Source organism: Roseateles sp. P2_H4 (genome assembly GCF_056403315.1).
This window is the reverse complement of the sequence record NZ_JBFUFR010000063.1, coordinates 1-21205: the sequence shown is the minus strand read 5'-3', so window position 1 is coordinate 21205 and position 21205 is coordinate 1. Positions and strand designations below refer to the sequence as shown.

The following is a 21205-nucleotide window of genomic DNA, read 5'->3' as shown; positions in this document are numbered from 1 at the left end:
CCTCAGAAGCGATAGGTGAATTCGTTGGTGTTGACCAGGGTGTGGACCAAGTCGACGAAGGCGGCGGCGCGGGCCTTGCTGGCGCCCTTGATGGGGGTGCCGCTGATGGCCGCGGCCGTGGTGGCCGGAGCGGCTCCGCCACCGTCATCCGCCGAGTCGTCGCCGCCATCGCCCTTCTTGCGCTTGGCGGCCTGCTGGTCCAGGTAGCTCAGGAAGGCCGTGCGCTCGTAGCGATCGGGCTCGCGCTTGTAGGCGGCCTTGTAGAAGCCGTCGATCTGTTTGGCCAGCTTGGGGTCCACGCCCCAGCCTTCGGGCAGATGCGGCTTCTTGACCTCGCCGGCCTGGGCCGTCTGCAGGGCCTCCTGAGCGTTCAGGAAGGCGGTGAGGCGCTCCTTTTCCTGGGCCGTCGGCTTGCGCGAGAACAGGATCTCGTAGACGCGGTCGATCCTGGCGGACTCGCTGGCCGGTGCTTCCTGGATGACGCGGCCCGCCAGGGCCTGGCTCCAGCCCAGCACCAGGTCGCTGTTGACCAGGGCCAGGGCCTGCGGGGCCGTCGTCGTCACGTCGCGGCGAAAGTGCGGCGACTGCGGGTTGGCCCAGTCGAAGGTTTCCAGCAGCGGATAGGGCGAGTTGCGCAGCACGAAGACGTAGAGGCTGCGGCGGTTGTGGTCGCGCGGGTCCTCCGAGGTCTGCCAGCGGTTGCGCTGGCCGCCGATGTCGAAGTTGGGCGGGATGGGCGGGTAGACCGACGGCCCGCCGCGCTTCTCTTCCAGCAGGCCCGAAGCTGCCAGCAGCGAGTCGCGCAGCTGCTCGGCCTCCAGGCGCTGGCGCGGGAAGGCCCACAGCAGCTTGTTGTCCGGGTCCTGCTTCACATCCCGCGCCTGGCTCGCTTGGCGGTAGGTGCTGGACAGCAGGATCTGCTTGTGCAGCGTCTTCACGCTCCAGCCCTGCTTGACGAAGTCGGCGGCCAGCTTGTCGAGCAGCTCGGGGTGGGTCGGCTTCGTGCCCGTCTTGCCGAAATCGGCCGTCGTGTCGACGATGCCGCGGCCGAAGAACTGGGCCCACTGGCGGTTGACGAAGACGCGCGCCGTCAGGCCGTTGTCGGGGCTGACCAGCCAGTTGGCCAGGGCCGTGCGGCGGCCCGAGGACGTCGCCGTCGGTTCGATCTTCAGCGAGGCATCGGTCAGCAGGGCCGGCAGGCCGGGTTGCACTTCCTGCAGCGGGCGGTCGTAGATGCCCTTGAACAGCACCTTGGTCGGCGGCGCGTCGGGGCCCAGCTCGGCCATCGTCGAGATGGCGCCCGGGTCCTTGGGCTTGAGCGCGTCGAACTTCTTCAGCTGCTCGCCCAGGGCCTGGTATTTGGCGTAGCCGTCCTTGTCCTTGGTCTTGAGCTGGTTCTCGGCGTTGCGCGTGCGGCCCTGCATCGTCCACAGGTTGCGGTGGTAGATCCAGCGGTCGTAGGCGTTGCGCTCGGCCGCTGGCTTGCTGATGGAGTCGCGCGTGGCCGGCACGAAGCCCGACAGGCGGTCGGTCTCCAGCTTGTCGATGGTGGGCTTGAGGATGGCCTCGCGCTGCTCGCGCAGGTCCTGGGTCGCGTCTTCCCACTTGGCGAGCTGGGCCTTGTAGTCGGCCAGCGCCTTGCCGGTCAGCGGCGAGACGTCGTCCTTCCAGCTCGCGTTCGAGAAGAAGGCCTGGAACTGGTAGTACTCCTGCTGCGTGATCTTCTCGGTCTTGTGGTCGTGGCACTGGGCGCAGCCCAGCGTCGTGCCGAGGAAGACGGCCGAGACCGTGTCGGTCAGGTCGTTGGCAACCTCCTGCTTCTTCAGGTTCAGGTCGCGCGCATTGATCTCGTCGGGCAGGTTGCGCAGGAATCCGGTGGCGATCAGCGCCTCGGTGCGCTCGGGCCAGAGCTCGTCGCCGGCCAACTGCTCCTTGACGAAGCGGTCGAAGGGCTTGTCGGCATTGAAGGCGTTGACGACGTAGTCACGGTAGCGCCAGATGTTGGGCCGGGTGCCGTCGGTGTTGTAGCCGTCGCTGTCGGCGTAGCGGCTCAGGTCCAGCCAGCGGCGCGCCTGGCGCTCGCCATAGCGCGGCGAGGCCAGCAGGCGCTCGACGAGCTTCTCGTGCGCCTTGGGCGACTTGTCGCCCACGAAGGCGTTCACTTCCTCGGGCGTGGGCAGGATGCCCCAGGCATCGAGCGTGGCGCGGCGGATGTAGGCATGGCGGTCGGCTTCCGGCGAAGGCGCGATGCCCTGCGCCTCGAGCTTGGCGAGCACGAAGGCGTCCAGCGGCTGGCGCACCCAGGCCTTGGCCTTGAGGGCCGGCGTGGCGACTTGCGTGTTCAGCGGCGTGTAGGACCAGGGGCGCTCGCTGCCTTTGACGAAGCCGCCGGGCGGCGCGTAGTCTTCGGCGGGGCTGAGGGTGGCGACGCCGGCCAGCAGGGCGGCGAGGGCGAGAGGGGCAATCCGGAACTTGGGCACGTAGGTCTCCCGGGGAAATGACAAGGACGAACTGGAAGGGTCAGCGCAATAAGCGCGCCAGCGAAAACGGCGCGAATCGGGCCGAAAACAGGGCAGTTTTGCGGGGGCGCCAACAGCGCTGTTGAAACGCTGTTGGCGGATCAACAGTGCTTACAACCTGGCCATGAACTGGATGCCCACGCTGCGCGGGATGGCCGGCGCGTAGCTGGTACTGCTGATGGAGCGCACCGTGTCGTCGTTGAACAGGTTCTTGACGATCAGGCTGACGTTGAAGCTCTTGTTGCGCGTGCCGAAGCCGATGCCGGCGTCCACCGTCGTGCTCTTGGGCACCACCGAGTAGGCCGACAGGCCGACGTCCGAGTAGTAGGACGAGGAGAAGGCGACATTGCCTGTGTAGTTGATCTCCTTGTCGCCCCAGACCGGCTGACGGTAGTCCACGCCGATGTTGCCGGTGTACTTGGCCGAGCCGGCCAGCGGCTTGCCGCTCTGGTCGGCATAGGGCGAGGCGCCGGGGAAGTTGTCCTCGGTGCGCTGGGCGGCGTTGGGGAAGGACTTGTACTTGCCGTCGTTGTAGGCCGCCGAGAAGCGCACGGTCAGGTCGCGGATGCCGCCGTAGACGCCGTCGATCTCCAGCCCCTTGACCTCGACCTTGGGCACGTTGCCGGTGGTGCTGGTGTAGTAGAAGGTGCCGTCGTTGTTCAGCGCCGTGGTGTAGCTGTCGACGACGCGCACGCTCTGCTGGTAGTCCTTGATGCGCGTGAGGAAGACGTCGGCATTCAGGATCAGCGTCTTGTTGAACAGCGCCGACTTGAAGCCCGCTTCCAGGCTGTCGGTCTTCTCGGCCTTGACCGGCGAGGAGATGCCGTTGACGAACTGGGCGATGCCGGCCTTTTCGCCGTGCTGCAGCGACAGATAGCCCGTCAGGTCGCGGTTGAACTTGTAGCTGGGGCTCAGCACCCAGGCCGGCTGCGTCGCCTTGAAGGGCTCGGCCGCCGTCGTCGGGAACAGCACGCCGACATTGGTCTTGCGGATGGCCTGGGCGTCGGCGAGCTGGCGCTTCTGGGCGACGGTCAGCGCATTCCAGTTGGCGGCGCCGAAGTACTTGGCGGCGGCCTTGTCGGCGGCGGCCAGGGCGCTGCTGCTGAGCGTGGCGTTGGTGGTGTCGGTCGTCAGCGTGACCGAGGGCGCGCCGGCGGTGCCAGCTGCGGCCAGCACGGCGCCTGCGGTACCGGCCGGCACGACGATGCCGTTCTTGACCCACTTGGCTGCGCCGGTGTTCAGATAGCTGTCGAAGCCGCCCAGCAGCACGCCGTTGACGATAGACGGGTTCAGCTCGGGCGCGCTGCCGTCGCTGGTGATGCGGCTGGTGCCGTCGTTGCGGCGGTCTTCGCGGGTCAGGCGAGCGCCGGTCGTCAGCGTCAGCGCCTCGCTGAAATGCCAGTTGGCCTGGGCGAAGATGGCAGCGCTCTTGTTGCGGATGTCCTGCACGCCGGTCGGGCTGTTGTAGGAGGCCTTCACATTGGCCAGGCTGTTGCGCAGCAGGTCGCGGCCGGCGCCATCGGCATCCAGGCGGTTGTATTGCGCCGCGCTGGCGAACCAGGCGCCGGCGTCGTTGCCCCACCAGCGGCGGTAGTCGGCGGTGTTGTCGACCTTGATGAAGTAGAGCCCGGCCTGGTAGTCGACGAAGCCGCCCTGAGCCGACGTCAGGCGCAGCTCCTGCGTGGCCTGGCGGTAGTCGTTCCAGAAGCCGCCGGCATTGCGATAGACATCAAACGGCGTCGCGTCGTCATTGACCGCGTCGAAGTGATAGCTCTTGAAGGCGGTGATGGAGGTCAGCGTGTGGCTGCCCAGCTGCCAGTTCAGGTCGGCCGTGGCGCCCGAGCTGCCGGTGACGAGGCCGCGCACGGAGTCGGTGGTCAGCAGGTTCTGGTAGTCGGCCAGCGAATAGCCGGTGTTGTCCTTGAACCAGCGGCGGCCCAGGCGCTGCTCGTTGGTGACCGTCGTGATGGGCGCGCCGTTGGAGTAGGTGGTCGGCGGGTTGATGACGGGGAAGCTGCGGCCGTTGGTGGTCTCGCCGGCGCGCGGCTGCAGGTCGAAGGCGAAGCGGGCCTTGAAGTCGGGCGAGGGCGTGACGAGGAACTGCACGCGGCCCGAGATGCGGTCGGTGTTGGTGTAGCTGACGTCGCGGTTGTAGGCGTTCTTGATGTCGCCGGCGCCGCGGTTGGCCGAGAAGGTGCCGCGCCAGGCGATGAGGCCGTCGACGATGGGGCCGCCGATGGCGGCGGTGGCGAACAGGCCGTCGCGCTGGCGAAAGCCCAGCGTGAAGTCGGCCGTCGGCGTGAAGCTGGGGCGCTTGGTCGAGAAGATGATGTTGCCGACGCTGGCGTTCTTGCCCAGCAGCGTGCCCTGCGGGCCGCGCGTGACTTCGATGGTGTCGATGTCGACGAAGTCGAAGCTGGAGGTCAGCGCGTTGTAGGCGTAGGAGACGCCGTCCACGATGATGCCGACGCTGGGGTCCTGCGCCTCGGTCTGGCCGATCTTGCCGATGCCGCGGATGGAGATGGAACTGGTGCGCTGGTTGCCGAGGTTCCAGCTGACGTTGGCGGCGCGCTTGGTGATGTCGTCGATGCCCACGGAACCCAGGCGGTCCAGCTCGGCGCCCTGGATGACGGAGATGGACAGGGGCACGTCCTGCAGCTTCTCGATGCGGTTGCGGCTGCGCACGGTGACGGCGCCGAGGGCTTGCTGTGCGGGTTCTTCTGCAGGGGCGGTGGCTTCCTGGGCGAGGGCGCTGCCGGTGGCAAGGGTCGCGATGAGGGCGGTCAGGGGGCGGAGGCGAAGGCGGTGTTTTGTCGTCATGGAATGGAGTGATCGAAAGAGCTGGAGCTATCACTTCATTGCAGGGAGCGTGCCCAATACGCTGGGCGTCTAAGCAATTGCGCTTCGCGTTGGCAAGCGGGGTTTGGGCCCGTTTTGAACGTCTTGCGGCCCCGCTCGCGGAAGGCGGGGGCGTGGGCGCTGTTGCGAACTCAACAGCGCCACAGCAGGTGCTGCGCGTGAAGGCGCAGTTCTGAGCCTCGCGGCGTGGTTTTCATGGCCTGCGGGCTGGCACGGAAGCTGCGCTGCTCCCGAGGTCTGCCACTCCCTTGGACCTCACCATGAAAACACTGCACGCCCTGGCCCTTGCCGCCCTGGTCGGCCTGACCGCCGTCGCACAAGCCCAGACTGCCGCTTCCGCACCGGCCGCCGCCGCTGAATGGAAGTACAAGACCAAGCGCCTCAAGGCTGCCGAGGTCGATGCGCTGCTGGCCCAGCCGGACAAGCTGCTGGTGCTGGACCTGCGCCGCCCCGACGAGCTGATCAAGTACGGCAGCTTCCCGGCCTTCCTCAACATCCAGAACAAGGATCTCGAAAAGCACCTGGCCTATCTGCCCAAGGATCGCGCCATCCTGACCGTGTCCAACCACGCGGTGCGTGCCGGCCGCGCGGGCGACATCCTGGCCGAGAAGGGCTACAAGATTGCCGGCGCCACCGGCAGCGAAGACTACGAGAACGAGGGCGGCAAGGCCGTCGCCCACATCCAGCCGCCGCAGCCGCGCGCGCAGGCTGCAGGGAGCACGGATGTCGCAGCCGCCCGCCAGCCCTGACGCACCTGGCGACGTCGCGGTCTGGGACCTGCCGCTGCGCGTCTTCCACTGGGCGCTGGTGGGTCTGGTCAGCGGGGCAATAGCCACCGGCCTGGCCGGCGGCGCCTGGATGAGCTGGCATGCGCGCGCCGGCCAGGCCATCGCGGCCTTGCTGGTGTTCCGCCTCGGCTGGGGCCTGTGGGGAACGCGCTATGCGCGCTTCGCGCAGTTCTGGCCCACGCCGGGGCGCATCTGGGCCTATCTGCGCGGACGCTGGCAGGGCCTGGGCCACAACCCGCTGGGAGCGCTGTCGGTCTTCGCCGTGCTGGCCCTGCTGGTCACCCAGGTGCTGACCGGCCTGTTCGGCAACGACGAGATCGGCTTTGCCGGCCCCTGGTCGGGCTGGATCGATGAAGACCTGAGCCTCAAGCTGACCGGCTGGCACAAGCTCGCGGCCAAGCTGCTCTATGCCTGGTTGGGACTGCATCTGGCGGCCATCGGCGTCTATGTGTTCGTGCGGCGCCGGCCCCTGCTGCGGGGGATGTGGGCCGGGTATCAACCCGGCGCTACGGCCGCGTCGGCGGGCCCCACGCCGTGGCCGCTGGCGGCGGTGGCGGCGTCGCTTGCTGCGCTGGCCTGGGGGCTGCTGTACTGGTCGGGCCTCTGAGCGATCGATGGGATGGCCCTGCACGGGCCGAGGCATTAGGGTCTGCGTCATTGCTTGACGGAGACCCTGATATGAGATCCATGACGAAGCTGATGCAGCCTGCCGTGATCGCGGCCGCTTTCCTGTACGTGGCGACCTTCGCGCAGGCGGCATCGCAGGCCCCCGTGGCCGCCGAGAACGGCATGGTGGTCACGGCCCAGCACCTGGCCACGCGCGTTGGCGTCGACGTGCTGAAGGACGGCGGCAATGCGGTGGATGCCGCGGTGGCCGTGGGCTATGCGCTGGCCGTCGTCTACCCGGCCGCGGGCAATCTCGGCGGCGGCGGCTTCATGACCGTGCAGCTGGCCGACGGCCGCAAGACCTTCCTCGACTTCCGCGAGAAGGCGCCGCTGGCTGCCACGGCGAATATGTACCTCGACAAGGACGGCAATGTCATCAAGGGCTTGAGCACCAAGGGCCATCTCGCCGTGGGCGTGCCAGGCAGCGTGTCCGGCCTGGAGTACGCGCTGGCCAAGTACGGCACGATGAAGCGCCCCGCCGTCATCACGCCGGCCATCCATTACGCCGAGCAGGGCTTCGTGCTGGACCAGGGCGACATCGACATGCTGCACACGGCCACCGACGACTTCCGCAAGGATCCGGCCACGGCGRCCATCTTCCTCAACAAGGGCGAGCCCTTCCAGGTCGGCGAGAAGCTGGTGCAGAAAGACCTGGCCACCACGCTGAAGGCCATCCGCGACCAGGGCGAGGCGGGCTTCTACAAAGGCCCCGTGGCCGCCGCCATCGTCGCGTCCAGCCAGGCGGGCAAGGGCATCCTCAGCCAGGCCGACCTCGACCAGTACAAGACGCGCGAACTGCCGCCGGTGGAATGCGACTACCGCGGCTATCACGTGGTCTCGGCGCCGCCGCCCAGCTCGGGCGGCGTCATCATCTGCGAGATCCTCAACATCCTGGAGGGCTATCCGCTCAAGGAGTTGGGCTTCCGCTCCGCGCAGGCCGTGCACTACCAGATCGAGGCCATGCGCCACGCCTATGTGGACCGCAACAGCTATCTGGGCGACCCGGACTTCGTCAAGAACCCGCTGGAGCGGTTGCTCAGCAAGGACTACGCGGCCAAGCTGCGTGCCGTCATCGACCCGAACAGGGCCGGCGTGTCCAAGGACATCAAGCCCGGCGTATCGCCGCACGAGGGCAGCAACACGACGCACTATTCGATCGTCGATCGGTGGGGCAATGCCGTGTCGGTGACCTACACGCTGAATGACTGGTTCGGTGCCCGCGTCACCGCCGCCAAGACGGGCGTGCTGCTGAACGACGAGATGGACGACTTCACCGCCAAGATCGGCGTGCCCAACCTCTATGGCCTGGTGCAGGGCGAGGCCAACCGCATCGAGCCGGGCAAGCGGCCGCTGTCCTCCATGAGCCCGACCGTCGTCACCAAGGATGGCAAGACCGTGATGGTGGTCGGCACGCCGGGCGGCAGCCGCATCATCACGGCGGTGCTGCACACGATGATCAACGTCATCGACTACGGCATGGACGTGCAGGAGGCAACGGACGCGCCGCGCTTCCACCAGCAGTGGCTGCCCGAAACCACCAACGTGGAGGTGAATGCGTTGTCGCCCGACACGCGCAGGATCCTGGAGGGCTGGGGCCAGAAGTTCGCCGACCCGCAGCCGGCCAACCACCTCGCCAGCATCCTGGTTGGCGCGCCCAAGCTGGGCGGCAAGCCGGTGGGCAAGAACCGCTATTACGGCGCCAATGATCCACGGCGCAACAGCGGCCTGGCCGCCGGATATTGAAGCCCCTCGCCCAGTCGCGCCTCGCTGAACGCGGGCGCGCTTGGTCGGTCCCCCGAGGGGACGGCGATGCTCGCGGCATCGAGCCGCGAGCACATCGCCAGAGCGGGCCGGCTAGGGAGCGGCCCGGCGCTCGGCCCGAATGCCGACGCCTTCGTCATCGGTTTGACACACAGCAACGCGAGCATGCAGCCCTTTGACTGGGGCCTGCATGCGTTTGCCCGTTCTGCTGCTCGCTGGTGTGCTGGGCCTGCTGCCGCTGATGGCGCCGGCCGCGCCGGTCGAGCTGAGCTTCTCTGATTTCTTCTCTTCACCGATCGGCCCGCGCGGGCTCGAGCCCACGGCCAAACTGAAAGCCGCCGCCGGCCACGAGGTCCGGCTGGTGGGCTTCATGGTGCAACGCGAGCAGTCGCAGGCCGGCCAGTTCCTGCTGACGCCGCGCCCCGTGGCCATGGCCGAGCATGCGGATGGCGAAGCCGATGACCTGCCGCCTTCCACCGTCACCGTGCTGCTGCCCGAGTCGCAGCGTGCGCACCTGGTCGCGCACCGGGCCGGGCCGATCGCGCTGAGCGGCCGTCTCGACTACGGCCCGGCCGAGGATGCCACCGGCCGCGTCAGCTGGATCCGCCTGCATCTGGCGCCCGAGGCCCTGGCCGCCGCCCCTGCATCGCACTGAGACCTTCGATGAAACACACCCTGCTTCTTGCCGCACTCGCTGCCGGATCCGCCGTGGCCGCGCCCGCTGTCACGCGACTGACACCGCCCAGCGAACTCTTCTCCAGCGGTCGCGCCGACCCCGTCATCGCCCGCTTCCTGCCCGGCCAGCGCTTCGACCTGCAAGCCACCGTCAAGCCCGACGCCGGCCAGAAGATCACGGCCGCGCGCTATTTCATCGACGGCAAGCCGGTGAACGCCACGGCCGCGCTGCGCGACTGCGCCAGCGGCTGCGTCAAGGGCCTGGCCGCCGAGACCGCCATCGCCACCGTCCGCGCGGTCAGCAGCGACGCCGCCGGCAAGCACGAGTTCAGCGTCGAGGCCACGCAGGCCGACGGCCAGAAGGTCACGGCACGAGGCAACTTCGAGGTCGTTCCATTCACTGCGGCGATGGGGCCGAAGGTCAGGAACATCATCATCCTGCTCGGCGACGGCATGGGCGCCTCGCAGCGCACCGCCGCGCGCATCGTGCATGGCTATGCCCAGGGTAAGGCCCTGCAGCCGCTGGCGATGGACACGTTCACCGCGACGGCCATGGTCAAGACCTCGTCGCTGAATTCCATCGTGACGGACTCGTCGCCGGGCATGACGAGCTATGTCAGCGGCAACAAGAACAACAACAACGAAGAGGGCGTCTTCCCCGACGATACGGTCGACGCCTTCGACAACCCGCGCGTCGAGTACCTCAGCGAGTACCTGCACCGCACCCAGGGCAAGCAGCTCGGCGTCGTCACGACGGCCGATGTCTTCGACGCCACGCCCGCCGGCAACGCCGTGCACACCAGCAACCGCGGCGCGGGCACCGGCATCGTCGACCAGTTCTTCGACGACCGCGGCCACACCGGCCTGAGCGTGCTGATGGGCGGCGGCCGCAAGTGGTTTCTGCCGGCCGGCACGCCGGGCTCGGCGCGCACCGACAGCAACGACTACGCCTTCTCGGCGACCGACGCGCACACGGCGGAGATCGTCAAGCGCTGGGGTGCGTCGGCCGGCTCCCTGGACAAGGGGCGTGACCTCATCAAGGCTTTCGAGGGCGCCGGCTTCAGCTATGCCGCCAGCAAGACCGACCTCGACAAGGCCGATGCCGCCAAGCCGCTGCTGGGCCTGTTCGCCTTCTCCAACATGAATGTGGCCCTGGACAAGATCAACGGCCGCCGCGGCAGCGACAGGAACGGCCTGGGCGGCGCCAGCGTCGTCGAGGACTTCGGCCTGCCCGACCAGCCCATGCTGGACGAGATGGCGGCCAAAGCCATCAGCGTGCTGAAGCGCTCGCCCAAGGGCTTCGTGCTGATGATCGAGGGTGCCTCCATCGACAAGCAGGCCCACAACATGGACACCGAGCGCTGGATGCTGGACACGCTGGAGTTTGATCGCGCGGTGCGCGTGGCCCAGGACTTCGCGGCCGAGCAGGGCGACACCCTCGTCATCGTGACGGCCGACCATGAATGCTCGGGCGCCGCGCTGATTGGCGGTTCCATGGTCACGGACAAGCAGCTCGCCGACCTGGCCGCCAAGAAGGGCGTGGCCAATTTGCGCAACAGCGTCGTCGGCGTCTACGAGAAGGCCGGCTTCCCGCGCTACAAGATCGCCGCCGACGGCTACCCCGAGACGACCGACATCGACTTCCGCCTGCTGGTGGGCTATGGCGCCAACGCCGACCGCTATGAAGACTGGCGCAGCAAGAAGACGCCGCAGCGCGACGCCCAGCAGCCCTTCGCAAGTGACGCCCCGCTGAAGTGGTACCCGGCCAATGCCCAGGAGCGTGACGATGCGCTGGGCGACTACCTCGTCACCGGTCAGGTGCCGGGCGAGTCGGCCGTGCACACGGCCACCGACGTGCCGCTGTCGGCCTATGGCCCCGGCGCCCTGGCCTTCACCGGCGTCATCGACAACACCGATGTCTTCTTCAAGCTCGCCCAGGCAGCGGTCAAGGGTGTCGTTGCGCCCGCTGATACTTCGGGCTCCAAGAAGCCGCCCAAGCCCAAGCGTTGAAACCCCCAGAGACCGCCACCCCCGCGCCCGCTCATCAGCGTTGGCGCTGGCTGGCGGTATTGCTTTTCGTGGCCGGGCTGTGGGGCCTGGTCGAGGTGACTGGCCTGCGCCAGCAGATCAGCCTGCAGGCCGTGCGCGACGGCTTCACCCAGCATTGGCTCTGGGGCGCCACGGCCTTCACGGCGCTGTTCGTGCTGGCCAATCTCGCGCACATTCCCGGCGCCTTCTTCCTCGCCGCGGCGGTGCTGGCCCTCGGGCCGGTGTGGGGGGCGTTGACGACCTATGTCGCCGCCTGCATTGCCTGCGTGGTGACCTTCGTCGTCGTGCGCGCCCTGGGTGCCGATGCGCTGCGCGAGCTGGACAACCGCCTGGCGCGCCGCCTCTTCGCGCGGCTGGACGCCCACCCGGTGCGCAGCGTCGTGCTGCTGCGCACGGTCTTCCAGACGGTGCCTGCGCTGAACTACACCCTGGCCCTGTCCGGCGTGAAGCTGCGGGACTATGTCGTCGGCACCCTGCTGGGCCTGCCCTTGCCCATCCTCGTCATGACGGCGCTGTTCGACAGCCTGGCCGTCTGGATGGGCTGGGCCACGCACTGAAGACCCCTGGCGCACGCGGCTTCACGCCGCTGGCGATGATGGGGTGATGACCGCATCCGCGACCCGCCAGCTCTGGCTGCTGGCCCTGGCCAACTTCGCCATCGGCATGGGCGCCTTCGTCGTCGTCGGCGTGCTGTCGCCGGTGGCCCTGGCTTTCGGCGTCGACCGTGCGCAGGCGGGGGCGCTGATGAGCGTCTATGCCGCCACCTATGCCATCGCGTCGCCGCTGTTGATCGCGGCCACGGGCCGGGTGGACCGAAGGCGGCTGATGTCCATCGGCCTGGCGCTGTTCGCCCTGGGCGCCGTGTTGGCGGCGCTGGCGCCGAGCTTTGCGCTGCTGCTGGCGGCGCGTGCCCTGATGGCCCTGGGCGGCGGCCTCGTCACGCCGGTGGCGGCCTCGGTCGGCGTGGCCCTGGCCGGCCCGGGCCAGCAGGGTCGAGCGCTGGCCATCGTCTTCGGCGGGCTGACCTTCGCGCAGGTGCTGGGCATCCCGGCCGGCGCCTGGCTGGGTTACGCGCTGGGATGGCAGGCGGCCTTTGTCGTCGTCGCCGTGCTGACCGTCATCGGTCTGCTCGCCATCGTCACCGCCTTGCCGGGCGGCATCGCGGTCCCGGTGGCGAGCCTGGCCAGCCTGGGCGCCGTGCTGCGCAACGGCCGGCTGATGGTCGCCGTCGCCTTCACCGCCCTCTTCACCGGGGGGCTCTATGTCTGCTACACCTTCGTCGCGCCGCTGCTCGAGACCATCTATGGCCTGAGCCGCGACGGGGTGACCGGCATGCTGCTGCTCTTCGGCCTGGGCGCCGTCGTCGGCAATGCCATGGGTGGGCGACTGACCGACCGCATCGGCTCGCGCCGCACGCTGGTGCTGCTCTGCCTCGCGCAGAGCCTGTTGATGCCCGCGCTGACGCTGCCGACCTGGCCGCTGGCGGTGGTGGGTGGGCTGATGTTCGTCTGGAGCGTGTTTGGCTGGAGCTTCATGGTGCCGCAGCAGGCGCGGCTGGCGGCCCTGGACCCGGCGCAGCTGCCGGTGCTGTTCGCGCTGAATGCGTCGGCCATCTACGTGGGCGCCACGCTGGGCTCGGCCGTCGGCGGCGCGGTGCTGAAGGGGCTGGGCCTGCACGCCCTGGGCCTGTTTGGCGCCGCGCTGGCCCTGCTTGGTCTGGCGTCTTTGGCATTCCGTCGCTGAGCTTGGACAGCGGCCGACCCGCACCGGATACTGCCCCTTCCACAAGGAGACCTCCCCCATGAAGACTTGGCTGATCGCCACTCTCACCCTGGCCGCTGCGGCTGCACAAGCCCAGGGCACCGACCCGCTGAAGGCCGCCGTCGCCGGCGACAACCGTCTGGTGGGCAATGTCGCCCGCGACGTCTACCGCCACCCCTACGAGACGCTGAGCTTCTTCGGCATCAAGCCGACCGACACCGTCGTCGAGCTCGCGCCGGGCGGCGGCTGGTTCACCGAAATCCTCGCGCCCTATCTGCGCGAGTCCGGCCAGCTCTATGCCGCCGACGGTGGCAGCGTGCGCTTCAAGGCCAAGATGGACTCCATGGGTGTCTACAGCAAGGTCAAGATCTCCAGCTTCGATCCGGCCAAGGGCCAGTTCGACATCGCTCCCGCCGGCAGCGCCGACGCCGTGCTGACCTTCCGCAATGTGCACAACTGGATGAGCGGCGGCACCGCCCAGGCCGTCTTCGATGCGGCCTTCAAGGCGCTGAAGTCCGGCGGCACCTTGGGCGTTGAAGAGCACCGCCTGCCGGCCGCGCGTGCCCAGGATCCCAAGGGCGGCAACGGCTATGTGCAGGAGGCCACCGTCATCAAGTTCGCCGAGACCGCCGGCTTCAAGCTGGTGGGCAAGAGTGAGGTCAATGCCAACCCCAAGGACACGGCCGACCATCCGGACGGCGTCTGGACGCTGCCGCCGACCTATGCCCTCAAGGACAAGGATCGCGCCAAATACCAGGCCATCGGCGAGAGCGACCGCATGACGCTGAAGTTCGTGAAGCCCTGAGAAGGTGTGAACGAACCCCACACGCCCGCTCATCCCGCTGCAACGCCGCCACTCAGCGTTGCAAATGCTCGCCGTAGCCCGCGCTACGGCTGTGCTTTGCGCCTTGATTGGCGACGCCGCATCGGTCTGCTCGGCCGCGCGGGGTCCATTCGCACCTTCTTCGCCCGCGCCCAATCATGAGACATGCTGTGATCGGGTACGGGCGCCTGGCGCGGGCGCTGGTGCCCGCGTTGCAGGCGGTCGGGCAGCAGGTGGTTGTCGGTCGGCGCCGGCCGGTCGGTGGCGAGTTGGGACAGGTGGAGGCGGCCAGGGCCGGAGACTGGGTCTGGCTGACCGTCCCCGACGATCAGATTGCCGCGACGGCGGCCGGCCTGCCCTGGCGGCCGGGCCAGTTGGCCCTGCATTGCAGCGGCGCGACGCCGCTGTCCGCCCTGAGCCCGGYCCTGGCCGCGGCGGGCTTCCATCCGCTGAAGCTGCTGGCCGGCGATGCCGGGCTGGCGGGGACGCATGTCGGCATCGAGGCCGACGCGATACACGGCCCCGCGCTGGAAGCGCTTGCTCACGCGCTGGGCCTGGTGCCGCTTGCGCTGCCGTCGCCCATGAGCGCCCAGGCGCGCGCGRCCTATCACGCGGCCGCCAACCTGGCCGCCAGCGGCGTGCTGGCGGTTCTGGCGGAAGCGCAAGCGCTTTGGAGCGCAGCGGGCCTGGCGCCGGCCGACGCCTTGCCCGCGCTGGCGCCGCTGACTCGTGGCGCCCTGGACACCGCGCTGGCGCGTGGCCTGCCCGGCGCGGTATCGGGCCCGATCGCCCGCGGTGACGCCGGCGTGCTCGCCCGCCATCTGGACGCGCTGGCCGTGGCCGGCCTGGATGCCGACCTGCTGCGGGCCATTGGCCGGCGCCAGCTCGCGTTGGCCGAGCAGGCGGGTCGCCTGGACGTGGCACAGGTCACGGCGTTGCGGGCCTTGCTGGCGAAGTGATGAATACGTTTGCAGTCGGCGTGACAAAGAGCGCGTTCGGCCATGGGTCGGGCGTTTGCGTGCCAGGGCAGCGCTTCTAAACTTCTCGCAGCCCCATCGCTGTTGCTGGGCGCATCCAGGGAGTTCCACATGTCCGACGCGTCCATTCAGGCCATGATCCGGGCCGACGCCGCCCAGATCCTGCACGACGTCGTCGAGGAACTGCCCGATGCGCGCGAGCGCCTCGCCTATGTGCGCAGCATGACGGAGCAGGCCGCCACCAAGGTGCTCAACCTGGTGGAAGCCGCGGCCGACGATGCCGAGGCCGTGCGCAAGAAGGGCCGCGAGCTGTCCGACGCGCTGAACCGCCTGGCCCTGTCCAGCAATATCAGCGCCGATCGCGCCCGCGCGCTGATGAAGCTGTGTGCTGCCTATGCGTCCGACGCCGCGAGCTTCGCCGCGCGCGAGAAGTCGCTGCACACCGAGATCATGATGTCGCAGGACTTCCAGGATCTCTCCGGCCAGGTCATCAACAAGGTCAGCAAGATGCTGGAGCGCGCCGAGCCGCCGCTCAAGGATCTCGTGCAGTCCCTGCCCGCACCGGTCGCTGCAGCCACGTCCGCCGAACTCGGCGGCGTGCAGACGCCGGACAAGGCGCTCAAGCAGGACGACGTGGACGACCTGCTGGCTTCCCTCGGCTTCTAAGCCCTCGCTTCGGGTACCAGGGTATTCCGGGCCGAGCGCTGGGCCTGCCATCGGCCAGAGGCCAATGGCCTTCCGTAGGCACAAGCAGTCCGCAGGGACTGCTTGTGTCCGACTCCAGTTCACCGAGCCGGCCCGCTTGGGCGATGTGTATGCGGCTCGATGCCGCATGCATCACCGTCCCCTCGGGGCCGGTCAGACGCACCGCGTTCAGCGGTGTGCGGCTGGACGAGGGGCTGCTCAACCCCAGCTCGCCGGGTCCAGCCGGTAGTAGCTGCTCAGCTCCCCGTACAGCGCCGGGTGACCTGCCGCCAGCTCGATCGGCCGCTCGAAGAACAGCTCGCTGATCACCGCGAAGAACTCCGCCGGATCGGTGGCGCCATAGGCGTCGATCAGGCCCGGCTCACCACGCGCCAGGCGCCAGCGCAGCGCATCGAACTCGTTCTGCATGACCGTCGACCAGCGCCGGTAGGCCTCGGCCGAGGGCAATGCCGGCGCGCCGTTGGCCGGGCCGCCAGCCTGGTCGAGCTGGTGGGCGAACTCGTGGATGACGACGTTGTGCCCGTCACCCGGCGTGGCGGCGCCGCGCTTCACTTCGTCCCAGGCCAACAGCACCTGGCCCTGGCTCCAGCTCTCGCCGGCCAGCACGCGGCGCTGGTCCGACAGCACGCCGCCGGACTCGGTCACCGGCCGGTCGACGACAAAGGCGCCGGGGTAGACCAGCACCTGGCGCAGTTCGGGGTAGACGCCGCGCGCCGCGCCCAGCAGCGGCAGGCAGGCCAGGGCGGCGATGGTGACGCGGATCTCGTCCGTCACGCGCAGGCCGCGGCAGCCGAGGATGGGTTTCTCGGCCAGGAAGACCTGCATCAGCCCCTTCAGGCGCAGTTGCTGGCGCGCCGGCAGCCGCGACACCAGCGGCACATGGCGGCGCAACAGGCGCCGCCAGGCGGACGGGAAAGGGCGGCTCGCGATGCGCTCGCGGCGGCGGCGCACCCACAGCGGCCACAGCGCGATGCCGGCGGCGGCGAGCAGGACGAGGCAGAAGCAGATGAACAGCGGCATGCTCGGCAACTGGGCCCGGCGGCGCGCATTGCAAGCCCCCGCAAAAACCCCGGCCACCGGAACCCGGGGAGAAGGCGGGACATAACATGGCCCGGGTTCAAGGCCACGGAGTCGCCATGCCGCCCCGTCTCAGAAGAGTCCCCTTCAACGTCTTCTACGGTGGCAGCCTGCAGCCCCGGCAGCGCCGGCCATGACGCAAGGGCCGCTGCGCGCCTGGCAGGTTCTCTTCGGCGGCATCAGCGCGCTGGTGCTGACCATCGGCCTGGCGCGTTTCGCCTACACGCCACTGCTGCCGCAGATGCAGGCCCAGGCGGGCCTGGGCGTGGCCGACGGCGGGCTGCTGGCGTCCATCAACTACGCAGGCTATATGAGCGGCGCACTGCTGGCGGCCTGGATCGAAAGCCCGGCCTGGCGCCAGCGCCTGTATGTCTGGGCGCTGCCGCTGGCGCTGCTGATCACGGCGCTGATGGCGTGGAGCAGCAGCTTCGGCGTCTGGGCCCTGTCGCGCTATGTCGGCGGCCTGTGCGGCGCGGCCGGCATGCTGCTGGGTTCGGGGCTGGTGCAGGGCTGGCTGATGCGCTCGGGCCGCCGGCCCGAACTGGGCATCTATTTCATCGGCCTGGGGCTGGGCATCGTCGTGTCGGCCCTGGGCGCCATGGGCATGACGGCGCTGGACCTGGGCTGGGCCGCGCAATGGCAGGGCTTCGCCCTGCTTGGCCTGGCCTTCCTGCTGCCGGCCTGGGCCTGGCGCCCGCCGGTGCCGCCGCCGGCCGTGAAAGCCACCACCGGTGACGCGCCGAGCCGGCGCTGGATGGCGCTGATGGTGGCGGCCTATTTCTGCGCCGGCTGGGGTTTCGTCATCAACGCGACCTTCACGGTCGCCATCGTCGAGAAGCAGCCGCTGCTGGCGGGGCAGGGCCCCTGGGCCTGGCTGCTGGTGGGCCTGGCAGCGACGCCAGCCGTCTTCGTCTGGGACCGCATCGCGCGCCGCACGGGCGACGTCGGCGCGCTGCTGATCGCTTTCGGCGTGCAGATCGTCGGCGTGCTGCTGCCGATGCTGGCCGGTGGCTTGGTGGCGGCGCTGGCCGGCGCGCTGCTCTATGGCGCGACCTTCATCGGCATCGTCAGCCTGACGCTGGCCCTGGTCGGCCGGCGTTCACCGGCCAATCCGGGCAAGGCGATGGCGAGGCTGACGCTGAGCTATGGCGCAGCCCAGATCAGCGCGCCTGCGCTGACGGGGCATATGGTGCAAGCCAGTGGCAGCTTCAATGCGGCGCTCTGGTTGACGGCCGGCGTGATGGCGGCCGGCATGGCCTGCCTCGCCGCGGTGCGGCGGGAAGCGGGCTGAGCGGCCTTACTTGCCCGTCATGATGCCCGTGATGTTGCGGCGTGCTTCGCCCTGCTGGGTGACCGCTTCCTGATCGGCCTTGCGCTGCTCGGCGGTGCGGCAGCGCAGCTTCGAGAAGTTGGTGCCGGTCTTGGTCTCGCGCTCGCAGACGGTGTCGTTGTCGACCGCGGCCACGGTCACGTCCTTCTGGGCAGGGGCGGCGGCACAGGCGGCCAGGGCCAGGGAAATCAGGGGCAGCAGCATTCGTTTCATGGCAAAAGTCGATTCGTGCGAAGCGCCGCAGAATACCGCGCGCCTGACCTTCCAACCCCATGACATGCGACACCTGCTGACAACCCTGATCCTGTCCACGCTGCTGGGCGCTGCCGCGCTGGCCCAGCCGGCCGCACGCCCCTTCGACGTGGCCGCCGCGAACGGCCTGCAGCGCCTCGTCGAACCCGAGATCTCGCCCGATGGCCGTTGGGTGGTCTATGGCCTGCGCGTGGCCGACCTGGCCAAGGACAAATACCAGACCGACCTCTGGCTCGCGCCGACGGCGGCGGGCGGTGTGCCGCGGCGCCTGACCTTTGGCGGCGACATCGGCGGCAAGCCGCATTGGCTGGGCGCGGACGGCGCGGCCATCGCCTTCCTGGCCACGCGTGGCAGCGACGACGAAAAGAAGAATGGCGCGCAGCTGTGGCGGCTGTCGCTGGCGGGCGGCGAGGCGGAGAAGCTGAGCGACATCAAGGGCGGCGTCGACGACTACGCCCTCGCGCCGGACGGCAATCGCGCCGTCGTCGTCGTGCAGGACGAGGCACCCGATCCGGAGAAGCTGGCCGGCTGGCAGCGCAAGACGCCGCTGCCCATCGTCATCGACGCCTTTCACTTCAAGCAGGACCGCGAGGGCTATCTCGAGGGTCGCCGCAAGCATCTGCAATTGCTGGACCTGGCCAGCCGCAGGATCGAGGTGCTGACGAGCGGCGCCTTCGACGAGGCCGCCCCGGCCTGGAGCCCGGATGGCCGCCAGCTCGCCTTCCTCAGCAAGCGCTCGAGCGAGGGCGACCGCACCGAGGCGACCGGCCTCTTCGTCATGGCCGCCGAAGCCGGCGCCACGGCGCGGGCGCTGGCGACGCTGACGACGGACACCGACGCGCGTCCGGCCTGGAGGCCCGATGGGCGCTTCATTGCGCTGCCGACGGGTGACGACGTGAAGTGGAGCGCCTATCAGCAATGGCGCGTCGGCCTCTACGACGTCGACAGCGGCTCGCTGCAGGTGCTGGGCGCGGGGCTGGATCGTGGCTGGCAGGCGCAACTGGCCTGGGTGAAGGACGGATCGGCGGTGGTGGGTGTCATCGACGACGACCGGCACAGCCACCTGGCGCGCATCGCCGTCGCCGATGGCCAGGTGCGGCGCATGACCGGCTCCGGCACGGCGAGCGCGGCCAGCATCGCGAGCGATGGGCGCATCGCTTTTCTTGCCGCCGGCTGGAGCCAGCCGGCCGAACTGCAAATGCTGGAGGCGGGTCCGCAGCCGCCGCGCGCGCTGACCACTCACCATGAGGCCTGGCGTGCCGGCCTCGTACTGTCGACGGTGCGTGAGTTCAGCGCGAAGAGCGCCGACGGCGCCGAGGTTCACGGCCTGCTGGCGCTGCCCGCTGGCGCGAAGCTGCCGCTGCCGACGGTGCTGCTGATCCACGGCGGCCCGAATGGCCAGGACGCCCAGGAGCTGTCGACCCGCAGCGCACTGCGTGAGCGCCTGGTGGCCGCCGGCTACGCGGTGCTGCTCGTCAACTACCGCGGCAGCAGCGGGCGTGGCCAGGCCTTCCAGCGTGCCATCCATGCCGACTGGGGCCGGCTGGAGGTGCAGGACCTGCATGCCGCGGTGGACTGGGCCGTGAAGCAGGGCATTGCCGACCCGGCCCGGCTGGGCGTCGGCGGCTGGAGCTATGGCGGCCTGCTGACCGACTACCTGATCGCCAGCGACACGCGCTTCAAGGCCGCCGTCAGCGGTGCCGGCAGCGGCAACCAGCTCAGCATGTTCGGCACGGACCAGTACGCCGTGCAGTACGAGCGCGAGATGGGCCTGCCGTGGCTGCAGCGCGAGCGTTGGCTGAAGGTGTCCTACCCCTTCTTCAAGGCCGACCGCATCAAGACGCCGACGCTGTTCCTCGGCGGCGAGAAGGATTTCAACGTGCCCATCGCCGGCAGCGAGCAGATGTATCAGGCCCTCAAGATGCTGGGCGTGCCGACGCGTCTCGTCATCTACCCGGGCCAGTTCCACGGCCTGTCGCTGCCGAGCTACCAGCGCGACTGGGAGACACGCTTCATCGCCTGGATGGACCGCTACCTGAAGCCCCGGACACAGTCCGCCACGGAGTAACTCTGTGTGACGCCGTCATCCGCCGGGCCGCCGCGGCGGTTAGAGGGGCACGGCCGCGTTTTTGCGGCTTGGAGTACCCCATGAAACGACTGGCCCTGGCCATTGCGCTGATTTCTACCGCCCTGCTGTCGGGCTGCATCATCGTGCCGCACCGCCACGGCGGCGGCTACCACCGGGGGGACGGCTACTACCGCGACGGCGGCCATCAACGCGACGGCGGCTACTACCGCGGCAGCGTCTACATCCAGCCCGGCCGGTAACCGACGTGGGCCGCCTCACGAGGCGGCCTGGAGATCGTCATGAAAAGACTGACACTGGCATTCGCTCTGGCCTCGTCCGCGCTGCTCTCGGCCTGCGTGGTCGTGCCTGCCCACCGGGCCGGCTATTACGACGGCGGCTCGACCATCGTCGTTGACGCACCACCGCCGGCACCCTATGCCGAAGTCGTGCCCGTCATGCCCTATCCGGGCGCGGTCTGGATCGGCGGTTACTGGGGCTGGAACGGTGGCCGTCACAACTGGGTGCCCGGCTATTACGAGCGTCCCCGCGCCGGCTATCGCTACGAGCCCCACCGCTGGGACAACCGTGGCGGCCGCTGGCATCTGCGTGCCGGTGGCTGGATCAGGCTCTAGACCCGCTCAATGACCGTCGCGATGCCCATGCCGCCGCCGACGCACAGCGTCACGGCGCCGGTCTGGAGGTTGCGCCGTTCCAGCTCGTCGAGCAGCGTGCCCAGCAGCATCGCGCCGGTGGCACCCAGCGGGTGGCCCAGCGCAATCGCGCCGCCGTTCACGTTGACGCGATCGAGGTCCAGGCCGAGGTCGCGCGCCGTCTTCATTGGCACGGCGGCGAAGGCCTCGTTGATTTCCCACAGGTCGATGTCGGAAGCCTGCAT

18 protein-coding genes and 1 pseudogene are annotated in these 21205 nt (G+C 69.1%); 14 read left to right on the top strand and 5 right to left on the bottom strand.

Annotation, left to right across the window (positions count from 1 at the left end; translation table 11 throughout):
* Positions 1-2: 2 nt before the first annotated feature.
* Positions 3-2480, bottom strand: coding sequence for a DUF1549 and DUF1553 domain-containing protein (locus AC1DW3_RS28945; protein ID WP_477937427.1), 2478 nt, complete (start codon positions 2478-2480; stop codon positions 3-5).
* 150 nt (positions 2481-2630) lie between these two features.
* Entirely contained in the window at positions 2631-5339 is a 2709-nt protein-coding gene (locus tag AC1DW3_RS28940; protein ID WP_477937425.1) for a TonB-dependent receptor, read from the bottom strand.
* Between the two features lie 299 nt (positions 5340-5638).
* Between AC1DW3_RS28940 and AC1DW3_RS28935 the strand changes: the two genes are divergently transcribed.
* The 10 genes from AC1DW3_RS28935 (at position 5639) to AC1DW3_RS28890 (ending at position 15544) form a co-directional block, all read left to right on the top strand.
* Entirely contained in the window at positions 5639-6127 is a 489-nt protein-coding gene (locus AC1DW3_RS28935) for a rhodanese-like domain-containing protein (RefSeq protein WP_477937423.1), read from the top strand.
* The gene (locus AC1DW3_RS28930; protein WP_477937421.1) at positions 6102-6773 is read left to right on the top strand and encodes a cytochrome b/b6 domain-containing protein; all 672 of its coding nucleotides are present in this window, start codon (positions 6102-6104) and stop codon (positions 6771-6773) included. The genes AC1DW3_RS28935 and AC1DW3_RS28930 overlap by 26 nt, the downstream gene beginning before the upstream one ends.
* A 92-nt stretch (positions 6774-6865) precedes the next feature.
* Positions 6866-8575 carry a gamma-glutamyltransferase gene (gene ggt / locus AC1DW3_RS28925; RefSeq protein ID WP_477937445.1) on the top strand — a complete coding sequence of 570 codons (1710 nt, stop codon included), beginning with the start codon at positions 6866-6868 and terminating at the stop codon, positions 8573-8575.
* A 208-nt stretch (positions 8576-8783) separates the two neighbouring features.
* Positions 8784-9248 (top strand): hypothetical protein, encoded by a 465-nt coding sequence (locus tag AC1DW3_RS28920; protein WP_477937419.1) that lies wholly within the window; start codon positions 8784-8786, stop codon positions 9246-9248.
* Between the two features lie 8 nt (positions 9249-9256).
* Positions 9257-11278 carry an alkaline phosphatase gene (locus AC1DW3_RS28915; protein WP_477937418.1) on the top strand — a complete coding sequence of 674 codons (2022 nt, stop codon included), beginning with the start codon at positions 9257-9259 and terminating at the stop codon, positions 11276-11278.
* A complete protein-coding gene (locus AC1DW3_RS28910; protein WP_477937416.1) occupies positions 11275-11874 on the top strand; it encodes a TVP38/TMEM64 family protein in 600 nt (199 codons plus the stop codon). Before AC1DW3_RS28915 ends, AC1DW3_RS28910 begins: the two co-directional genes overlap by 4 nt.
* 46 nt (positions 11875-11920) lie before the next feature.
* Positions 11921-13060 carry an MFS transporter gene (locus AC1DW3_RS28905; RefSeq protein ID WP_477937414.1) on the top strand — a complete coding sequence of 380 codons (1140 nt, stop codon included), beginning with the start codon at positions 11921-11923 and terminating at the stop codon, positions 13058-13060.
* A 58-nt stretch (positions 13061-13118) separates the two neighbouring features.
* Positions 13119-13883 carry a class I SAM-dependent methyltransferase gene (locus tag AC1DW3_RS28900; RefSeq protein WP_477937412.1) on the top strand — a complete coding sequence of 255 codons (765 nt, stop codon included), beginning with the start codon at positions 13119-13121 and terminating at the stop codon, positions 13881-13883.
* Positions 13884-14059: 176 nt separating this feature from the next.
* Positions 14060-14860, top strand: coding sequence for a DUF2520 domain-containing protein (locus tag AC1DW3_RS28895; RefSeq protein ID WP_477937410.1), 801 nt, complete (start codon positions 14060-14062; stop codon positions 14858-14860).
* A 129-nt stretch (positions 14861-14989) separates the two neighbouring features.
* Positions 14990-15544, top strand: coding sequence for a protein phosphatase CheZ (locus AC1DW3_RS28890; protein ID WP_477937408.1), 555 nt, complete (start codon positions 14990-14992; stop codon positions 15542-15544).
* Positions 15545-15781: 237 nt separating this feature from the next.
* On the opposite strand, the gene AC1DW3_RS28885 is transcribed toward AC1DW3_RS28890, so the two are convergent.
* The gene (locus AC1DW3_RS28885; protein WP_477937406.1) at positions 15782-16603 is read right to left on the bottom strand and encodes a M90 family metallopeptidase; all 822 of its coding nucleotides are present in this window, start codon (positions 16601-16603) and stop codon (positions 15782-15784) included.
* Between the two features lie 190 nt (positions 16604-16793).
* On the opposite strand from AC1DW3_RS28885, the gene AC1DW3_RS28880 reads away from it, so the two are divergent.
* Entirely contained in the window at positions 16794-17951 is a 1158-nt protein-coding gene (locus AC1DW3_RS28880) for a YbfB/YjiJ family MFS transporter (protein ID WP_477937404.1), read from the top strand.
* A gap of 6 nt (positions 17952-17957) precedes the next feature.
* On the opposite strand, the gene AC1DW3_RS28875 is transcribed toward AC1DW3_RS28880, so the two are convergent.
* A complete protein-coding gene (locus tag AC1DW3_RS28875) occupies positions 17958-18203 on the bottom strand; it encodes a hypothetical protein (RefSeq protein ID WP_477937402.1) in 246 nt (81 codons plus the stop codon).
* 64 nt (positions 18204-18267) lie between these two features.
* On the opposite strand from AC1DW3_RS28875, the gene AC1DW3_RS28870 reads away from it, so the two are divergent.
* The 3 genes from AC1DW3_RS28870 to AC1DW3_RS28860 all read left to right on the top strand — a co-directional run bounded on the left by AC1DW3_RS28870 (position 18268) and on the right by AC1DW3_RS28860 (position 20942).
* Positions 18268-20310 carry a S9 family peptidase gene (locus tag AC1DW3_RS28870; protein WP_477937400.1) on the top strand — a complete coding sequence of 681 codons (2043 nt, stop codon included), beginning with the start codon at positions 18268-18270 and terminating at the stop codon, positions 20308-20310.
* An 80-nt stretch (positions 20311-20390) separates the two neighbouring features.
* Entirely contained in the window at positions 20391-20570 is a 180-nt protein-coding gene (locus AC1DW3_RS28865; protein ID WP_477937398.1) for a hypothetical protein, read from the top strand.
* 39 nt (positions 20571-20609) lie between these two features.
* Positions 20610-20942 (top strand): hypothetical protein, encoded by a 333-nt coding sequence (locus AC1DW3_RS28860; protein ID WP_477937396.1) that lies wholly within the window; start codon positions 20610-20612, stop codon positions 20940-20942.
* On the opposite strand, the pseudogene AC1DW3_RS28855 reads toward AC1DW3_RS28860, so the two are convergent.
* Positions 20939-21205: pseudogene (locus AC1DW3_RS28855) on the bottom strand (acetyl-CoA C-acyltransferase); the annotation flags it as partial. The gene AC1DW3_RS28860 and the pseudogene AC1DW3_RS28855 sit on opposite strands and share 4 nt — an antisense overlap.